The organism is Acinetobacter sp. P1332 (assembly GCF_044057475.1).
In the GTDB taxonomy this organism is placed as follows: Bacteria; Pseudomonadota; Gammaproteobacteria; order Pseudomonadales; family Moraxellaceae; genus Acinetobacter; species Acinetobacter johnsonii.
In genome coordinates, this window is the sequence record NZ_CP171157.1 from 1,836,892 (window position 1) to 1,853,939 (window position 17,048).

12 protein-coding genes and 2 pseudogenes are annotated in these 17,048 nt (G+C 39.8%); 8 read left to right on the plus strand and 6 right to left on the minus strand.

Annotation, left to right across the window (positions count from 1 at the left end):
• Positions 1–69 precede the first annotated feature (69 nt).
• The 4 genes and pseudogenes from ACFN7Z_RS08940 (at position 70) to ACFN7Z_RS08955 (ending at position 5,135) form a co-directional block, all read left to right on the plus strand.
• Entirely contained in the window at positions 70–1,920 is a 1,851-nt protein-coding gene (locus ACFN7Z_RS08940) for an ABC transporter ATP-binding protein (RefSeq protein ID WP_010326648.1), read from the plus strand.
• 303 nt (positions 1,921–2,223) lie between these two features.
• On the plus strand, positions 2,224–3,252 hold the full coding sequence (locus ACFN7Z_RS08945; RefSeq protein ID WP_004693238.1) for an AraC family transcriptional regulator: 1,029 nt from the start codon (positions 2,224–2,226) through the stop codon (positions 3,250–3,252).
• Positions 3,253–3,323: 71 nt separating this feature from the next.
• Positions 3,324–3,704, plus strand: coding sequence for a glycine cleavage system protein GcvH (gcvH, locus tag ACFN7Z_RS08950; protein ID WP_058951997.1), 381 nt, complete (start codon positions 3,324–3,326; stop codon positions 3,702–3,704).
• Positions 3,705–3,956: 252 nt separating this feature from the next.
• Positions 3,957–5,135: pseudogene (locus ACFN7Z_RS08955) on the plus strand (MFS transporter).
• 47 nt (positions 5,136–5,182) lie between these two features.
• On the opposite strand, the gene ACFN7Z_RS08960 reads toward ACFN7Z_RS08955, so the two are convergent.
• Both ACFN7Z_RS08960 and ACFN7Z_RS08965 read right to left on the minus strand, forming a co-directional pair.
• Positions 5,183–6,376 (minus strand): PilT/PilU family type 4a pilus ATPase, encoded by a 1,194-nt coding sequence (locus ACFN7Z_RS08960; protein WP_010326644.1) that lies wholly within the window; start codon positions 6,374–6,376, stop codon positions 5,183–5,185.
• Positions 6,377–6,615: 239 nt separating this feature from the next.
• A complete protein-coding gene (locus ACFN7Z_RS08965) occupies positions 6,616–7,677 on the minus strand; it encodes a 3-deoxy-7-phosphoheptulonate synthase (RefSeq protein WP_010326643.1) in 1,062 nt (353 codons plus the stop codon).
• Here ACFN7Z_RS08965 and ACFN7Z_RS08970 point away from each other — a divergent pair.
• Complete coding sequence (locus ACFN7Z_RS08970; protein WP_157843581.1) at positions 7,656–7,769, plus strand: hypothetical protein; 114 nt, start codon at positions 7,656–7,658, stop codon at positions 7,767–7,769. The genes ACFN7Z_RS08965 and ACFN7Z_RS08970 overlap by 22 nt on opposite strands.
• Positions 7,770–8,155: 386 nt before the next feature.
• Here the strand turns inward: ACFN7Z_RS08970 and ACFN7Z_RS08975 are convergent, their stop codons facing one another.
• The gene (locus tag ACFN7Z_RS08975; protein WP_130235421.1) at positions 8,156–10,255 is read right to left on the minus strand and encodes an EAL domain-containing protein; all 2,100 of its coding nucleotides are present in this window, start codon (positions 10,253–10,255) and stop codon (positions 8,156–8,158) included.
• A 258-nt stretch (positions 10,256–10,513) separates the two neighbouring features.
• Here ACFN7Z_RS08975 and ACFN7Z_RS08980 point away from each other — a divergent pair, with 258 nt between their 5' ends.
• Together ACFN7Z_RS08980 and ACFN7Z_RS08985 are read left to right on the plus strand one after the other, a co-directional pair.
• On the plus strand, positions 10,514–10,837 hold the full coding sequence (locus ACFN7Z_RS08980) for an IS5 family transposase (protein WP_032031561.1): 324 nt from the start codon (positions 10,514–10,516) through the stop codon (positions 10,835–10,837).
• Between the two features lie 37 nt (positions 10,838–10,874).
• Positions 10,875–11,267 (plus strand): annotated as a pseudogene (locus ACFN7Z_RS08985) (transposase family protein); the annotation flags it as partial.
• Between the two features lie 426 nt (positions 11,268–11,693).
• Here the strand turns inward: ACFN7Z_RS08985 and ACFN7Z_RS08990 are convergent.
• The 3 genes from ACFN7Z_RS08990 to ACFN7Z_RS09000 form a co-directional block, all read right to left on the minus strand.
• Entirely contained in the window at positions 11,694–12,863 is a 1,170-nt protein-coding gene (locus ACFN7Z_RS08990) for an acyl-CoA desaturase (RefSeq protein WP_159151519.1), read from the minus strand.
• A gap of 12 nt (positions 12,864–12,875) precedes the next feature.
• Positions 12,876–13,904 (minus strand): flavin reductase family protein, encoded by a 1,029-nt coding sequence (locus ACFN7Z_RS08995; protein WP_159151518.1) that lies wholly within the window; start codon positions 13,902–13,904, stop codon positions 12,876–12,878.
• A 227-nt stretch (positions 13,905–14,131) separates the two neighbouring features.
• Entirely contained in the window at positions 14,132–15,247 is a 1,116-nt protein-coding gene (locus ACFN7Z_RS09000) for an S-(hydroxymethyl)glutathione dehydrogenase/class III alcohol dehydrogenase (RefSeq protein ID WP_087013053.1), read from the minus strand.
• 118 nt (positions 15,248–15,365) lie between these two features.
• On the opposite strand from ACFN7Z_RS09000, the gene ACFN7Z_RS09005 reads away from it, so the two are divergent.
• On the plus strand, positions 15,366–16,919 hold the full coding sequence (locus tag ACFN7Z_RS09005; RefSeq protein WP_159151517.1) for a phospholipase D family protein: 1,554 nt from the start codon (positions 15,366–15,368) through the stop codon (positions 16,917–16,919).
• Positions 16,920–17,048 lie beyond the last annotated feature (129 nt).

A 17,048-nucleotide genomic window follows, 5' to 3' on the forward strand; every position in this document is an offset into this window, starting at 1 on the left:
TTCAAACTCTGCTTATTTATAAAACAAGTCATTACCTTATAAATGACTTATTTTTAGAAGGTTTTATTCATGTTCAAATGGTTTGAAAAACGTGTTGATCCCTATCCAGAAGAAGGTTTAAACCAACCTTTACCGACCACGTTCTTTCCGTTTGTATGGCAGGCCGCTAAAGGTGTACGTGGCTATTTGCTGATTTTGGTTTTATTCACGGCTGGTGCTGCCAGTTTTGAAGCCTTGTTTTATGCCAAAATTGGTGACTTAGTAAACTGGCTCAGTAAAAGCCAGCCAGAAACATTTTTAGCAGAACATGGTTCAAATTTAGTCCTTTTATTCTGTATTTTATTGGCCAATATTTTATTTGCCAGTTTACAGTCGATTATTAAACACCAAATATTATTTAGCACTTTTCCGATGCGTCTGCGCTGGCGCTTTCATAATTTACTGCTGAAGCAAAGCCTCGACTTTTTTCACAATGATTTTGCAGGAAGACTCTCCGCAAAAGTCATGCAAACTGCACTGGCAATACGTGAGTTCTGGGTTATTTTGGGTGACATGTTAGCTTATGTGCTCATTTATTTTGTCACAGTCAATTTGGTACTTGCCGCTATTTCCCCACTCCTAATATTGCCTTTACTGGTCTGGTTGGCGTTGTTTATCTGTGCTGCGTATTACTTCATCCCACGTTTGAGTAAAGTTTCAAATGAACAGGCTGATGCCCGAGCTGTGATGACTGGCCGTGTTACCGATGCTTATACTAATATTCAAACAGTGAAGCTTTTTGCCCATGCAGGACGTGAAAGCTTATATGCCAAATCCTCGATGCAGGAGTTCATGGTCACCGTTTATAAACAAATGCGTTTAGGTGCTAAGTATGAAATCAGTATCCTGTTTTTAAATATAGTACTGTACGCGGGCGTATTGGGCACTGCAGTTTGGTTATGGATGAATGGGCGAGTTGAACTTGGTGTTATTGCTGCTGCAACGGCTATGATTTTAAAACTGAGCAGTATTGCTGAATTTATCATGTGGCAAACCTCAGCACTTTTTGAAAGTGTCGGCACCATTCAAGATGGCATGAAAACCCTCGGTCGTTCGATCACGATTCAAGACAAACCTGATGCCAAAGACCTTGAAGTTAAACAAGGCATGATCGAATTTAAAGACGTAACTTTTGCGTATAACAGTAAAAATGTCATCGACAATTTAAACCTACGCATCCGAGCTGGTGAAAAAATTGGGATCGTGGGTCGCTCTGGTGCAGGAAAATCAACACTGATTCAACTATTGCTACATTTTTATCAATTGAAACAAGGTGAAATTTTAATTGATGGACAGAATATTGAAGATGTCACCCAAGACAGCTTACGTCGTAATATTGCCTTAGTGACTCAAGACACCTCCCTGCTACACCGCAGTGTTGCAGAAAATATTAAATATGGCCGTCCCAATGCCAGTGATGAAGAAATGTATGCTGCTGTACGTAAAGCCAAAGCCGAAGAGTTTATTCCTCAGCTGACTGACTTACGTGGTAAATCAGGTTATGAAGCCTATGTTGGTGAGCGTGGAGTGAAACTTTCAGGTGGCCAACGCCAGCGTATCGCCATTGCTCGTGTGTTCTTGAAAGATGCACCAATCTTAATTTTAGATGAAGCCACCAGTGCCCTAGACTCAGAAGTTGAAGCTGCAATTCAATCTAGCCTTGATGACCTAATGCAAGATAAAACGGTGATTGCGATTGCTCACCGTCTTTCAACCATTGCTCAAATGGATCGTTTGATCGTGCTTGATGAAGGTCGTATTGCAGAACAAGGGACACATGAAGAGCTGATTCAAAAAAATGGTATCTATGCGCACCTTTGGCAGCGTCAAACAGGTGGATTTTTAACGGAACAACATCCAATTAAAAAGAAAGAAGCCTAGTTTTACTTTCCGTCCTCAGCACGCTTAGATCATTATCATCAATGATTTTAGCGTGCTGATTTTGAAAAGATTTTACTTAACTTTTAGCATCATTTGCTGAGCCTTTATTTTTATCGAGAGTCTTATATTTTTGCTCAGAAATTTATGATATTTATAATATCGTTCCACTAAATAAGAAATGAAAAGGATACTGAATTGATATAGGCTTGGAGCATATTGTCCAACAATATGCTCCATGAATTTGAAATATTCATGCCAATATAACTTCAGTCAGAAAAGAAAGAAAAATGCAATGGATCGCGCATGAAAACAGTTTCACTTCGCCAAGATCAAGGAATTCCTGGTGTTTATGGCTTATTGTTGTTAGATGTTGTGTCTCGTTGGGGCTATAATGCAGAGACGCTATTTTCCCCTTTTCAACTCACGAGTGAACAACTCGCAGAGCCTGAGTTCCGCATACCCGTTCATACTGCCAATGAACTTGTGAAGTTGGCCAGCCGTCTCACTGGTGAGCCCACGCTTGGCTACCATCTAGGCACGCAAATGCGTATTTCAATTCATGGCTTCATTGGCTATGCCATTATGACAACTCATGATATTGGCGAAGCCTTGGTACTTGCTAACCGTTTTATTCAACTGCGCATGCCTTTTTTGCAGCTTTTCTTTTCCACCTTTGGCGAAAAAGCGACTTTACAATTACGCTGTGATGTCGATATAGAACCGTTGCGTACCGATATTGCGATCAGTATTATTTTTGGCATTGTTTCTATGAGCAAGGCGCTCACTGGCATTGAAAATCTGGCTGGGGAAATTGATTTCGATTTTCCAGAACCCGAAGGCTTTGATCGCTATCGTGCAAAGCTACCTAACCATAGTGTTCGCTTTGATCAACCACATTTACTTTTGAGTTTTGATAAGCATTATCTAGGCTTTAAAATGGTCAATGCTGACCCACTTGCAAGCCAAATAGCCATTAATCAATGTGAAGCTGAACTCTCAGCCATGGGCGAACGCCGAAGATTATCGATGCGTGTTCGTGACATTTTAACGCGCTCAGAACAACACTATTTAAGCATCGAGCACGTAGCTGACCTCTTACACATGTCTGATCGCACACTGAAACGCCAATTGGCTGCTGAAAGCACGTCTTTTTCTACTATTGTGGATGAAGTTCGTTACCGTCATGCCACGTCACTTTTGTCACGTACAGACTATAGCTTAGAGCAAATTGCGGACGAACTGGGATATAGTGATGTGGCAAATTTCAGCCGAGCCTTTAAGCGTTGGAGTGGACGCAGCCCAAGTAATTGGCGTAAAGATCCGTATTTATAGATCTTTTGTTTTGATAGAAAAGCATGTATAAATCATGCGAAAAATGATTTTTGTATTTTAAGGAGTTATTCATGAATCATCCTTCAGAATTGAAGTATGCGAGTACACATGAATGGGTGCGTATTGAAGGTGATCTTGTTGTAACTGGTATTTCAGACCATGCACAGGATGCCTTAGGCGATTTAGTCTACGTTGAAACACCAGAAGTTGGTCAACAAATCACTGCGGGCGAACAAGCGGGTGTGGTGGAATCTGTAAAAACAGCTTCTGATATTCATGCACCAGTTTCTGGCACCGTGGTAGAAATCAATGCCAATCTGGAAGATGATCCTGACTTCGTCAATGATGACCCCTACGGCAAAGGTTGGATTTATAAAATCAAACCAGACAATATCGCAGATGTAGAACAACTCCTTTCAAGCACAGCCTATGAAGCGGGTCTAAAAGCCTAGTATTCATATTTACGGCTCAAAAAATCAGTCTGCGGACTGATTTTTTAAAAAAATTATCTTATTCTGATAAATCAACTCGATATTTATATATTCACATCAATTAAATACCTAATTTATCACTATAATTATACTTTTCACGTGCATTATCTTATAATCTGGTTGTTTCAATTTCAAAGCCGTACCCTAGCTTCTGTATAAAATAATAACAACAGTTTACGTCCTGTAGCCTCATCTTCGAGCCAAGGGTTCTGCATGTCTGCTCTCAATACATCATCACTATGGAATAAGTCTTTTATTCTTTGCTTAGCGAACAATCTGTTTTTGTTCATCTTTTACTTTGCACAGACCTCAATCCTTCCAATCTATATTTTGAATGATTTGGGTGGAAGCCTTGCTCAAGCAGGCTTAGCCATGACTTTGTTCATGGCATCGTCTATCGCAGTTCGCCCTTTTAGCGGACTCATTATTGAAAAATTTGGCAATAAGAAAACGCTTTTTATCGCGAAAGCCCTATTTTGTTTGTTTTCCTTGGCCTATTTGTTTGCTGATAATTTACAACTTTTACTACTGATTCGTTTTCTACATGGCATTTGGTTCAGCATCGTCACCACAGTTGCCGTACCTATCGACAATGAGTTTATTCCAGAAAAACGTAAAGGCGAAGGCATGGGCTATTTTGTCATGTCCATTAATCTGGGGATTGTACTTGGGCCATTCCTCGGTTAAACTCTGATCCAGTCTGTATCCTATCCAATGGTCGCAGGGATTTTAGCGTTTAGTGTCTGTCTCGGTTTCTTGTTTTGCTTCTTTATCCCAATTCAGCAGACCACTCAAAAATTGACACCACCCGTGAAGCGCAAGCTCAATATCCATGACTTTGTTGAAACTAAAGCCTTGAATATTTCAATTATGGGCATGATCGTTTCTTTTTCCTATGCCAGTATCATGTCGTTCATTTCAACTTATGCAGAGTCTAAACATCTGCTGAACTATGCGAGCCTATTTTTTATCGTCTTTGCAATTTCCATGATGAGCCTACGCCCAATTACAGGCAAAATTTATGACCGTCGTGGGGCAAGTTATGTGATTTATCCAGCGATTATATTATTTAGCTTGGGGCTTATGATTCTCAGTCAGATTCAATCTCTGACGGGTTTATTGGTTGCGGCTGTATGCGTTGGCATGGGCTTTGGTTCTGCACAGCCTTGTCTACAAACTTTAGCTATTCAAGGTGCGGAAAAGCATCGGATTGGCCATGCGACCTCCACGTTCTTTACCATGTATGACTTAGGTATTGCTCTTGGCTCTGTATTGTTGGGTCTACTCATTTCTAAGCAAGGTTATAGCTTCACCTATTTATTCTGTGCACTGACAACCGTTTTAAGTTTATTGTTCTATGCCTTTATCGCGAATAGAAAGAAAACCGCTTAAAATATCAGTCCGTATGCGCATAGCAATGAACTTACGGACTCAGAAAATTAGGCGTCGGCCTTCTCTTCTTCAGCGTCTTTGGCTTTTTCAGCAACCGCTTGATCAAAAGACAAAGCACTATTTGAGTTTAACTGCGGGTTGGCACGACTACTCTTTAATTTAATCTGTAGACGTAATTCATTGACCGAGTCTGCATTTCGTAGTGCTTCTTCATAAGCGATTGCACCTTGATTGTATAAATCAAACAAAGCCTGATCAAAAGTCTGCATGCCTAACTCTCGTGATTTCGACATCACTTCTTTGAGTTCGTGGAAATTCCCTTTAAGTATCAAGTCTGACATCAACGGTGTATTGAGCATGATTTCCACTGCTGCTCGGCGGCCACGCCCATCTTCAGTTCGCACCAGACGCTGTGAAATAATCGCCTTCATATTGGAAGATAAGTCCATCAAAAGTTGATTGCGACGTTCGTCTGGGAAAAAGTTAATAATTCGATCTAAAGCCTGATTTGCATTATTGGCATGCAGTGTCCCCAGGCATAAGTGGCCTGTTTCCGCAAAAGCTATGGCATGTTCCATCGTCTCCGTGTCACGAATCTCACCAATTAAAATGACATCGGGCGCTTGGCGCAGAGTATTTTTCAAAGCATTGTGCCAAGAATGACAGTCCACACCCACTTCCCGATGAGTAATCATCGATTTCTTATGCTTGTGTACATACTCCACAGGGTCTTCAACTGTAATAATGTGCCCTGCCGAGTTTTCATTTCGATGATCAATCATGGCTGCTAAAGACGTCGATTTACCCGACCCTGTACCACCGACAACGAGGACCAAACCACGTTTTTCCATAATTACGTCTTTTAAAGACGTTGGAAGTTGTAACTTAGTGAAGTTAGGAATTTCCGCAGTAATCGTACGAATCACCATCCCCACATGCAGTTGCTGCTGAAAAACATTGACACGAAAACGCGAAACATTGGGAACGTTAATTGCAAAATTACACTCAAGCTCGGTTTCGAACTCCAATCGTTGCTTTTCGTTCATTAAACTATAAGCAAAGAGTTTGGTCTGATCAGATGGCAAATTTTGTTGACCCAATGGCTTCATGAGGCCCTGATGCTTAATACTTGGCGGAAAGTCTGCAGATATAAATAAGTCTGAACCACCATACTCAACCACTTTGCTGAGCATGTGAAACATCATCCGACGGGCTTCTTCTAAAAGTTCTGCAGAATACATAGTGTTCTCTAAAAATTAGTGCAAATAGCTGACTTTAAAAAGCATTTCTTTTCTTCAAAATACAATTTTTTATCGTGTTCTTTCAGGCTTCTGATTTTGCATAAGTTTCTGCTCTAGCTCAACCTAATTTATCGTTTGATAAATAATTTTTAGCTTATTTTTCAATTTATTATCTTCATTTATTGAACTACATCACAAAAAAAAGACCTTTCAATGAAAGGTCTTTTTGGCTGCGTTGATTAAGCACTACGTTGAACAGCGTGGCTGCGTAATGTGTCGGCAACCTCTAAAAGTACTTGCTCGGTTTTTTCCCAGCCTAAACAGCCATCCGTAACAGACTGACCATAGACCATGTCATCTGAAATTTTCTGATTACCATCAACCAAATGACTTTCAAGCATGACACCACACACATTGCTTTGCGTACGTTCTGCAACAATGCTACGCAATACATTAGGTTGATTGAGTGGATTTTTACTACTGTTACCATGACTACAGTCAATCACCAAAGCAGGTAATTCATCTTTGACTTTATCTTGCATATGACGAATATCGGCTAAAGCATAGTTAGGCCCCGAGTTTGCACCACGTAAAATCAAGTGTGGCTTCGGATTTCCTTGGGACTGAAGCATACATGCCATGCCTTGCTGCCCAATTCCCATGAACTGGTGAGGGTTTGATGCAGACTGAATCGCATCCAGAGCAATTTGAATTGAACCATCTGTGCCATTTTTGAAACCAATGCTAAACGGCATATGACTCGAAATTTCACGATGAATCTGCGACTCGCTGGTACGCGCACCAATAGCTCCCCATGCCAACAGATCGTCGAAATAAGCAGTCGCCATCGGGCTTAAAATTTCTGTAGCAATCGGCAAACCCATTTCAATAATCGCTAAATACAATGCTCGAGACTGCTCTAATCCCAACTGCATATTGGAAGATCCATCAAGTAAAGGATCGTATAAAAAACCTTTCCAGCCCACCGTAGTCCGTGGTTTTTCAATATAGGCACGCATTACGAAGAAAATCTGATCTGAAACTTTGGTTTGTAATTGTTTTAACTTTTCAGCGTATTCTAAAACCGCAATAGGGTCGTGAATGGAACACGGGCCTGTAATGACCATTAAACGATGGTCTTTGCCTTCTAATATATTTTGAATGGTTTGACGCTGTTCAGCAATTTGTAGTTTTAATGGCGTTGAAAGTGGCAACTGCGCTTTGAGTTGCTGCGGCAAACTTAAAAGTGTTTCTTGAACTGTCGTTTGAGTACTTTGTAGTGCAGTATTTAGAGCATTCATTGGTTTGTATCCTTTGGACTGTGGTGTTCAGTCCGATCTTTTATTTGAGCGTTATGGGTCTAATGGATTGCTGGGCTAAAGTCATAAATTGACTAAAGTAAAACCAATAAAAGTTGCTAAAGTATGAATAGTTAGTTGTTTTCATGAAGTACTCCAAAATTTATTAAAACAGCAGATATAAAAAAACCTGACCAGGGTTGCCGATCAGGTATTAACTAGGTGGGCAACCTCTTGATGCCCGAACGCGTTCAGGCAATTATCTAAATTGCCAGAAGTAATAATTTGCGTTAGAGATTACAGGTTGCTTTAACATTTTTATATCTTCAAAAAATATGTTATCTGAAATTTAAAATACGCTGATTTTTTTGCTTTTACAACACTTTTTTATACAAAAAATTCTGTTCTATTCCGTTTAAGCCTTTGCCTTTAACTTAATGGCCTATCATGTTTGAGTTCATGAGAACAGTCGCTATGAAGCCTAGTGTAGTTTTAGCAACTGCATTTCTGCCTGCTGAGCACAAACAGGTGGACTAAACAGATAACCTTGCCCAATACGACAGCCCATATCTCTTAACAGCTGCAATTGTGTTTCGGTTTCAATGCCTTCGGCAACGATATCCATTGATAAAATCGGGCCGAGTTTGGCTAACCCTTCGACAATGGCATAAATCGATTTATCATCACTTAAGCGTTGTACAAAAGAGCAGTCAACTTTAATAATATCAACAGGATAATCGCGCAAATGAGTAAGAGAAGAATGCCCCGTACCAAAATCATCCAGTGCTATTCGCACACCATTTGCTTTGAGTTTTTTTAAAGCACGAACCACATATTCATAGCCGCGTTCAGCCAAATGATATTCAGTAACCTCAATTTCAACAAATTTTGAGGGTATGCGGTAGGATTTGAGACGTTTTAAAAAGATCTCCGCAAAATTATCACGCATAAACTCAACAGGTGCTGCATTAATTGAAATGGGTACAATGTGTAAGCCTTTTGCCCACCATTCAGTAATCTGCTTGAAAACCTGATGCTGCATAATCTCACCAATACGGCTGGATAACTCATAATCATTAAAAGCTGCTGCGATTCGTGCAGGGCTTTGAATGTTATTTTGATCATCACGCCAGCGTAATAGCGCTTCATAACCAATAATTCGTTCTGAATCTAAACAGACTTTCGGTTGAAAGAAAGCCTCGATTGCAACATTACGAATAATTTGATGCGCACAATTAAGTTGTTCAGATTGTTCCCGTACCGCATTAAACATATCCTGATCAAACATGCGCATACCACCACGCCCTTGTGCTTTAACATCATTGAGTGCTGTATCGGCACACTTGAGTAGCTCACTGAGGTCATTGGCATCATCTGGATAGAGGCCACATCCAATACTCATGCCACCATTGATGTAGTTCCCCGAAAATGTGATGGGAATCTCGAGTTGTTGCAAAATCTGCTGGGCAATTTGATTGAGCTCACCTATATCCTGCACATTCGGAATAATCACACCAAACTCATCCCCACCAAGACGTGCCAAGAAAGCACGCCCTTCTAAAATTTGTTTTAAACGTTTCGATAAAATTCTTAAAAGATGGTCACCTGCGGCATAACCGAGTGTGTCATTGATGGTTTTAAAGTGATCTAAATCCATCAACATGACGGCTAACTTTTGTTTTTTATCACGTGCACTACTATACAGTTTTCTGATTTTTTCTTTAAACGCACGTCGGTTATTTAAACCGGTTAACTCATCACGTTCACTGCCTTGTTTTAATTTTTGTTCGGTGAGATATTGCAGCGTGATATCACGTGAAACACATAAAATACTCTGGGTCTTTCCGTCAACATCAAGTACAGGTGTCAGAACATTTTCCCAATAATAAACTTTTCCGACCGATAAACTCATGCCATTAAAACGGGAAATTTGGCCTTGGCCTGCATCATACAATGCTTTTTTGGCTTTTTTACGCACCGCAGGAGGCAAAAGTTCGACCCAAGACATACCAAAGTCCTTAACATCTGCACTTCCCAATAACATGACACATGCCGACTTATTCATATGTGTGACCGTGCCATCTGGCTCAACCACAATAATGCAGTCTACGCTGGCATTTAACATATCCGAATGCGCACGTAACAGCGCCAAAGACTCGATATAAATTTTCATGCCCTGATGAATATCAGTGCAACTCAGCTGAAATCCAGCCGTAGAGCGATCCATTTCACCTTGGACTAAGAACCAATGATACTGGCCCTGATGATTACGAATACGGCAGGTTTTTTCAAATGTGAGCTCGGCAATTATCGGTTGATGCAAAAATTCATCTAATGCTGGCGCATCTTCTAGATGAATATATTCGACCAAATTGAAGCTATCTGCGGATAAATCCATTCCTCCCACATACTGACGTAAGGGTAAATTTATATATTTGCAGAGGTCATTATGAATCCAAAAAAGCTGAGGAATAATATCAATCAGATGGTGGTCTTTTTTTGAAGTAGAACTCTTTCCTGCCTGTTGATCATAAGCAATATTTTTAGATTTATTCTTAGGCTGTGAATGGGTTCGAGACATAATAATTATCTGCAACTTAAACTTGCTGGTTTAGTCCATAACCAGACATATTGTTTAAAAAAGAAATCAAGCAAAGTCATGAAAAACAATAGACTTCCGTCATAAATCAAAAAACGTACAATTTATTTGATCTTAAATTAGTCAGCAAAATTATTTAATTCAAGAGATAATCCTTGGATGAAATTCAAAGATATTCAAAAATTATCAGACGTTAAGTTTCGTAGGCTTACCGGTGTTAGTTGGGCTACATTTAACCTCATGTTGGCCGAGCTAAATAAGCATTTACCTCGTCATATTGGTAAAGGACGACCGCATAAATTACCGTTGGAAGATCGTTTGCTCTTATGTATAGAATATTGGAGAGAATATCGAACATTTTTCCATCTTGGTATGAGTTACGGTGTATCTGAAACGAGTGCAATTCGTATCACACGTGTTATTGAAGATACCTTAATCCGTTCTGGAAAATTTAACTTGCCAAAACAACTTCCTAATCGAGATGAAGTGGATTGGGAAGTTGTTGTGATTGATGCAACTGAAATATTAGTTCAACGTCCAAAAAAAACAGAAGAAATGGTATAGCGGTAAAAAAAAGCGACATACCTTTAAATTTCAGCTATCTATGCACTATACAACAGGTGAAATACTGAGTGTATGTGGAAGTCATGGAAGCATGCATGATTTTAAAATATTTAAAAAAAGTATGAGGAAATTAAAATTTAAGCCCTTTTTTATCGTTGATAAGGGTTATTTAGGGATAAAGAAATTGGGTTTTGGATGCCTCATGCCATCTAAAGCAAAGAAAACTGAAAAACTAGATTCTGAATTAAAAAAGTTAAATAAAGAGATTGGTCGTAGACGAATTCAAGTAGAGCATGTATTTGGAAGGATGAAATGTTTTAAGATTTTATCTTGTGTATATAGAAATCGTCGTAAAAGATTAAACCTGCGGTTTAATTTACTTGCTGGCATATACAATTTAGATTGGGTGAAAGATAAACAATTAAATTGATTGAAAAATGATTTATGAAGGAAGTCTAATGAAAAACAATGAAAAAACAAAAAAGTAAATATAAGTATAATGACGCTGCGTGATTACCATCACAATATGCATCATATACAACTTATATAAGCGTATACCAATGAAAAATTGCAACTATTACACAAATTAGACAAATAACTGAGAGCCGTTTTCAATAGCAAATGAGCATGTATTTGAGCGACATAGCAAAGCTAAACAACTTTCACTGAAAAACCAATATTAACAATAATTTATTTTAAGTAAATGCCGACTATTCACATAATGATTAAATTTAATCCGACTTACACAAAGACATCATATAGAGGGATTTTACGCCCTACTTTTGTGCAAAAAAAGCAGAAACCTAATGGGTCAATATTATCCAATAAAGTTTCTGCTCTGGTACATGCTTGTGAGCTATGATTTAAAGATTTTTTTCTTCAATAAACTCAGATTGTGTTTCAGAAAAGACTGTGTAGGGTCACTTTTTTCATAACACTCATTTGGCAGTGAGTATTTAGCCAATTTCACCCAAACAGATGAAAACTGTTTGATAAAACTCGCTTCATTGTAATGAATTCCATACTCTGCACACAGTGCTTTAATTTTGGGAGCTACTTGCGTATAGCGATTGGCTGGCATGTCAGGGAAAAGATGATGTTCGATTTGATGACTCAAGTTCCCGCTTAAAATATGCAAGCCCTGTGTCCCACTAAAATTACTTGAGCCTCGAATTTGGCGCAGATACCACTCGGCCCGTGTTTCATTGTCAATATTGTCCATTTCAAAGTTTTCAGCATCTTCAGTAAAGTGACCATTAAAAATCACCGCGGATGCCCATAAACTACGAATAACATTGGCTACTGCATTTCCTGCAAAGACTGGTAGTGCATTTGGCCCAGCAATGATGGGAAAAAATATATAGTCCTTAATCACTTGGCGTTTCATTTTCTGCCTAAAATCATATGACTCTACCCAGACTTCGCGCCAAGTTTTTGTTTTATAGGCCACCACATCTTCTATATGAAGATTTTGTATACCAACGTACCATTCAAAAAACACCATTAACTGTGCAGCTAAAGGTAGATTCAGTAAAAAGCGAGGTTCCCAGACCTGTGCATCGCTCACACGGACTAAGCCATAGCCGACATCATGGTCCATACCAACAATATTGGTGTAGGTATGGTGGATATAATTATGCGTATGTTTCCAGTCGGGGCCTGTGGCCATAGTATCCCAGTCATAATTTGTCCCATTGAGACTTGGGTCATTCAACCAATCAAACTGACCATGCATGACATTATGCCCAAGCTCCATATTTTCTACGATTTTAGATACCCCTAATAAACCTGTGCCCAAAAGCCATACTGGAGGCAGCCATCCTGCAAACATCAGCATTGCACGTGCGCTTATTTCGCTATAACGCACAAAATTTCGGATTTTGTAAATATACTCAGCATCTTTTTCATTGAGACTTTCCATCACTTCACGACGGATCGCTTCAACTTTCGTACCAAACTCTTCGACTTGTGCAGGACTTAAATATTTGGATTTACTGCTTTCACTAAAATAAACGGGAAGATTCATATCTATACCTTCTTAAAGGTTGATCACAACAGGACTGACAGCCTGTGAAATGCATAATTTAATTTGTGTGTTATTGTTTTGATCAAGCTCGCCTGTGAGCAGATTCCGCACCACACCCTGAACTTTTGTACATGAACAAGTATTACAAATGCCCATACGACAGCCATGTGCGGGACGTAAACCCGCTTGTTCTGCACTGTCTAATAAATTGCTTTGGGCTTGAAACTGTTGCTGCGAACGTTGAAACGTGACCACTTGAGCGCTTTGGGTATGATCGACAACAATTTGAAAGTATTCGGTATGCAGATAGTCAACTAAGTTTAGAGCCTGATAAATTTCTGTCAGGCTTTGCATCATATTGGCAGCACCACAAGCATAGCATTCACGTTGTTCAAAACCTTCAATCTTTTGGCTAAGCAACTCTTGGCTCAGATGTTGTTTATGAGTCCGTGTATTGACATGATGGTATTTAAACTGCGGATAATGTTCAGTAAGTTGTTGCAGTTCTGCATGAAAGGCATCATCCCGCGTAAAGTAAATTAAATCGATATTGGAAACTGTTTGTGGGCGTTTTAATGCAGCCTTAATCAATGCGTAAATTGCGGTAATACCACTTCCCGAGGCAATCATCAGTGCAGAGTGAGGCTGACTTTTTAAAACAAATTCGCCCTGCGGTTTGGAAATTTCAACTACACTTTTTACAGGCTGTTGAGTGAGTGCATTTGAGACTTTGCCCTGTTGTTTAACAGCAATCACAAGATTGCCATTTTCTATAATCTCGACAATTGAATAGCTGCGCTGCCAACGTACACCAGCAATGAGTACTGTCACTAAGATACTTTGCCCAGCTTGATAGTCGGTTGCTTTAAAATGATGATTTGGCTGTAACTGCATGTACACAAAGTCATCTGACAAGTGATGCTTTGCAACAATCCGCGCTTTGGCTTTTTTCCATGCCCATAGCGGATTTACTTTTTCAGTCAGAAAATCGATGAAATCTTCGCGTACCCATTCGGGACGGTATTCAACATGCTTTCCCATAGTCACCCTCTGCTTTAGTTTATTTTTATACAAGTGTGCATTATTGAGACATCAAGATAAGGTGAGAACCTATTTTCGACTATGTCATAAAAGGACAAAATCTAACGAATTGACATTTTTTATCATTTTTGTCTAACAACATGAACAGTTTTGCCAATTCACTTTTCTTCTAATCAAAAACAAAAAAACCAAGCCGCAGCTTGGTTTTTTAAACATCTTACAGCGAATTAGTCTTCAAAATGAATCACAGTACGGATTGATTTTCCATCATGCATTAAGTCAAAGGCTTCATTGATTTTGTCAAGACCCATGGTATGCGTAACAAATGGGGCTAAACGAATGTCGCCAGTCATGGCTTCTTCAACCATACCTGGCAGTTGTGAACGACCTTTTACACCACCAAAAGCCGTCCCTTTCCAGGTACGGCCAGTGACCAGTTGGAATGGACGCGTTGAAATCTCTTGGCCTGCACCTGCCACACCAATAATCACCGACTGCCCCCAACCACGGTGTGCACATTCAAGTGCTGAGCGCATGACATTGGTGTTACCAATACATTCAAATGAATGATCAACCCCCCAACCAGTCATTTCAACAATGACTTCTTGTACAGGACGGTCATGATCTTTTGGGTTTACAAAATCAGTTGCTCCGAATTCTGCTGCTAATTTATACTTGTCAGGGTTCGTATCAACCGCAATAATACGGCTGGCTTTGGCTTTTTTTGCACCTTGTACAACTGCTAGACCAATACCACCTAAACCAAAGACTGCAACGGTATCACCCTCTTGTACTTTGGCTGTATTTTTGACAGCACCTAAACCAGTGGTCACACCGCAACCCAATAGACAAACGTGTTCAGGGTTAGCATCTGGATTGATTTTAGCCAAAGATACTTCTGCGACAACGGTATATTCAGAAAAGGTTGAACAGCCCATGTAGTGATAAATCGGTTGTCCATTATAAGAAAAACGCGTTGTACCATCTGGCATCAGACCTTTGCCCTGCGTCGCACGGACTGCAACACATAGATTGGTCTTGCCTGACTGACAGAATAAACACTCACCACACTCAGCCGTATACAGTGGAATAACATGATCACCCGGCTGAACGCTGGTTACACCTTCACCGACCTGAACTACGATACCCGCACCTTCATGGCCTAAAACTGCTGGAAAAACACCTTCAGGATCATCACCAGATAAAGTAAATGCGTCGGTATGGCATACACCTGTATGGGTAATCTTGACTAAAACTTCACCTTTTTGTGGTGGAGCAACATCAATTTCTACAATTTCCAGAGGTTGTCCAGGTCCAAAGGCAACAGCTGCACGTGATTTCATTTTCGCTATCCTTAACAGGTCTTTAACAGATGCGCTACAGTAACCGCTTTTTATTCTCTGTTTCAACCTATAACATGTGAAATATATAACTTATAAAAATTAGGTCTTTAAAAGAAATATGGCGATACCAACTCATTGTCGACCGCTGATTTTGCTGAGCACCGTTTTAACACTCGCGGGATGCCAGCTCGCCCCCAATCAGGCTAAGCCTTCAGCCCCTGTAGAGGTATATGCAGAACATTGGCTCAAGGGTCAAGATGCGTCTGCACAGCAAAAACAGGGACTTACGGCTTATTTGGCGTTGGATGAAGCATTTATGAGCATTGCCTCACGCTTACACTTGATACGAGAGGCCAAGCACAGTCTAGATGTCCAATACTATATTTGGGGAGATGACTTTATAGGCCATATGATGTTGCACGAACTGCTGAATGCTGCGGATCGTGGGGTGAAAGTACGTTTATTAATTGATGACCAAAACGGCACGGCACTTGATGAAACCTTCAAAAAGTTGGCCGCTCATCCCAACTTTGAAATCAAATTATTTAACCCTTACAAATACCGCCATTTACGTGTGATTGATTATGCTTTCCGCTTCAATCACATTAACCATCGTATGCATAACAAGCTGATCATTGCTGATGGGGCAATTGCGGTAACTGGTGGTCGTAATATCAGCAGTGAATACTTTGATGCCAGTGAAAAATTCCAATTTACTGATTTGGACATTTTATTTTATGGGCAAGCTGTAGAGCATGCTAACAGTGTATTTCTAAATTTCTGGAATGATGATCTCAGTTATACCATTCCCCAATTAGTGGGTCGTGGGACAAAAGAAGAACTGGCTAAATTAAAACAGCACTATGAAGCGGATGCCTTAGATAAAAATGTGATTGAACAGAAAATTGATTTGGCTCGGATACAAGTCGATTCAGAGCTGACTAAACATCCTGTTAACTGGGCAAAGGCTCATTTCATTGCCGATTCTCCCAATAAAATTCGTGGTGAAGCAAAGCCTGATGAAATCATTGTCAAACAAATGTTCGATTTGATGGGCAAGCCTGAAAAGCATATGGAGTTGGTCTCCGCATATTTTGTTCCAACCACAGCAGGTGCGGACTACCTTTCCAATTTGGCAAAAAATGGAACTCGAGTTCGAGTCTTAACCAATTCGTTATTGGCTAATGATGTTGCCATTGTGCATGCATTTTATAAAAAATATCGCCGTGGCTTGCTCGAAAATGGCGTCAAATTATATGAATTTAAACCCTATATCGAACGAGAAAAATACACATGGTATGAAGTGGCAACTGGGCATGTGATTCCAGCTAAAGGTCGAAGTTCCTCACGGCTCCATGCCAAATTTTTTGACATAGACGGAAAAGTCTTTGTCGGTTCGTTTAACTTTGACCCACGCTCAGCCCATTTAAATACAGAAGTGGGCTTAGTGGTGGAGTCAGATCAATTGCAAAATGCAATCTCACATAAGTTAGATGAATTTCTCCCACATATCGCTTATGAGTTAAAACTTAATCCTCAAGGCGATATCATTTGGCTTGAACATCAAAAAGATGGAAGTGTCATTGAACATCAAAAAGAACCCGAAACCACAAAATTTCAGCGTTTTATGATGAAAGCTGTATCATACCTACCTATTGAATGGATGATGTAATTACATGTGAATGACGTTATCCATATTCTCTAATGTACGATAGCTTTCTGTTTAGGCTGAATGTTTTGTTTTTTAGGCTCAGCTTAAAAATGCTTTATCTATTGCTATTTTTAATAAACAACTTTGAAT

Bases quoted from the DNA above. Each gene is read 5' to 3' on its own strand.
- ACFN7Z_RS08940 (WP_010326648.1), top strand. From the start codon at position 70: ATGTTCAAATGGTTTGAAAAACGTGTTGATCCCTATCCAGAAGAAGGT.
- ACFN7Z_RS08945 (WP_004693238.1), top strand. From the start codon at position 2,224: ATGAAAACAGTTTCACTTCGCCAAGATCAAGGAATTCCTGGTGTTTAT.
- gcvH (WP_058951997.1), top strand. From the start codon at position 3,324: ATGAATCATCCTTCAGAATTGAAGTATGCGAGTACACATGAATGGGTG.
- ACFN7Z_RS08960 (WP_010326644.1), bottom strand. From the start codon at position 6,376: ATGTATTCTGCAGAACTTTTAGAAGAAGCCCGTCGGATGATGTTTCAC.
- ACFN7Z_RS08965 (WP_010326643.1), bottom strand. From the start codon at position 7,677: ATGAATGCTCTAAATACTGCACTACAAAGTACTCAAACGACAGTTCAA.
- ACFN7Z_RS08975 (WP_130235421.1), bottom strand. From the start codon at position 10,255: ATGTCTCGAACCCATTCACAGCCTAAGAATAAATCTAAAAATATTGCT.
- ACFN7Z_RS08980 (WP_032031561.1), top strand. From the start codon at position 10,514: ATGTTGGCCGAGCTAAATAAGCATTTACCTCGTCATATTGGTAAAGGA.
- ACFN7Z_RS08990 (WP_159151519.1), bottom strand. From the start codon at position 12,863: ATGAATCTTCCCGTTTATTTTAGTGAAAGCAGTAAATCCAAATATTTA.
- ACFN7Z_RS08995 (WP_159151518.1), bottom strand. From the start codon at position 13,904: ATGGGAAAGCATGTTGAATACCGTCCCGAATGGGTACGCGAAGATTTC.
- ACFN7Z_RS09000 (WP_087013053.1), bottom strand. From the start codon at position 15,247: ATGAAATCACGTGCAGCTGTTGCCTTTGGACCTGGACAACCTCTGGAA.
- ACFN7Z_RS09005 (WP_159151517.1), top strand. From the start codon at position 15,366: ATGGCGATACCAACTCATTGTCGACCGCTGATTTTGCTGAGCACCGTT.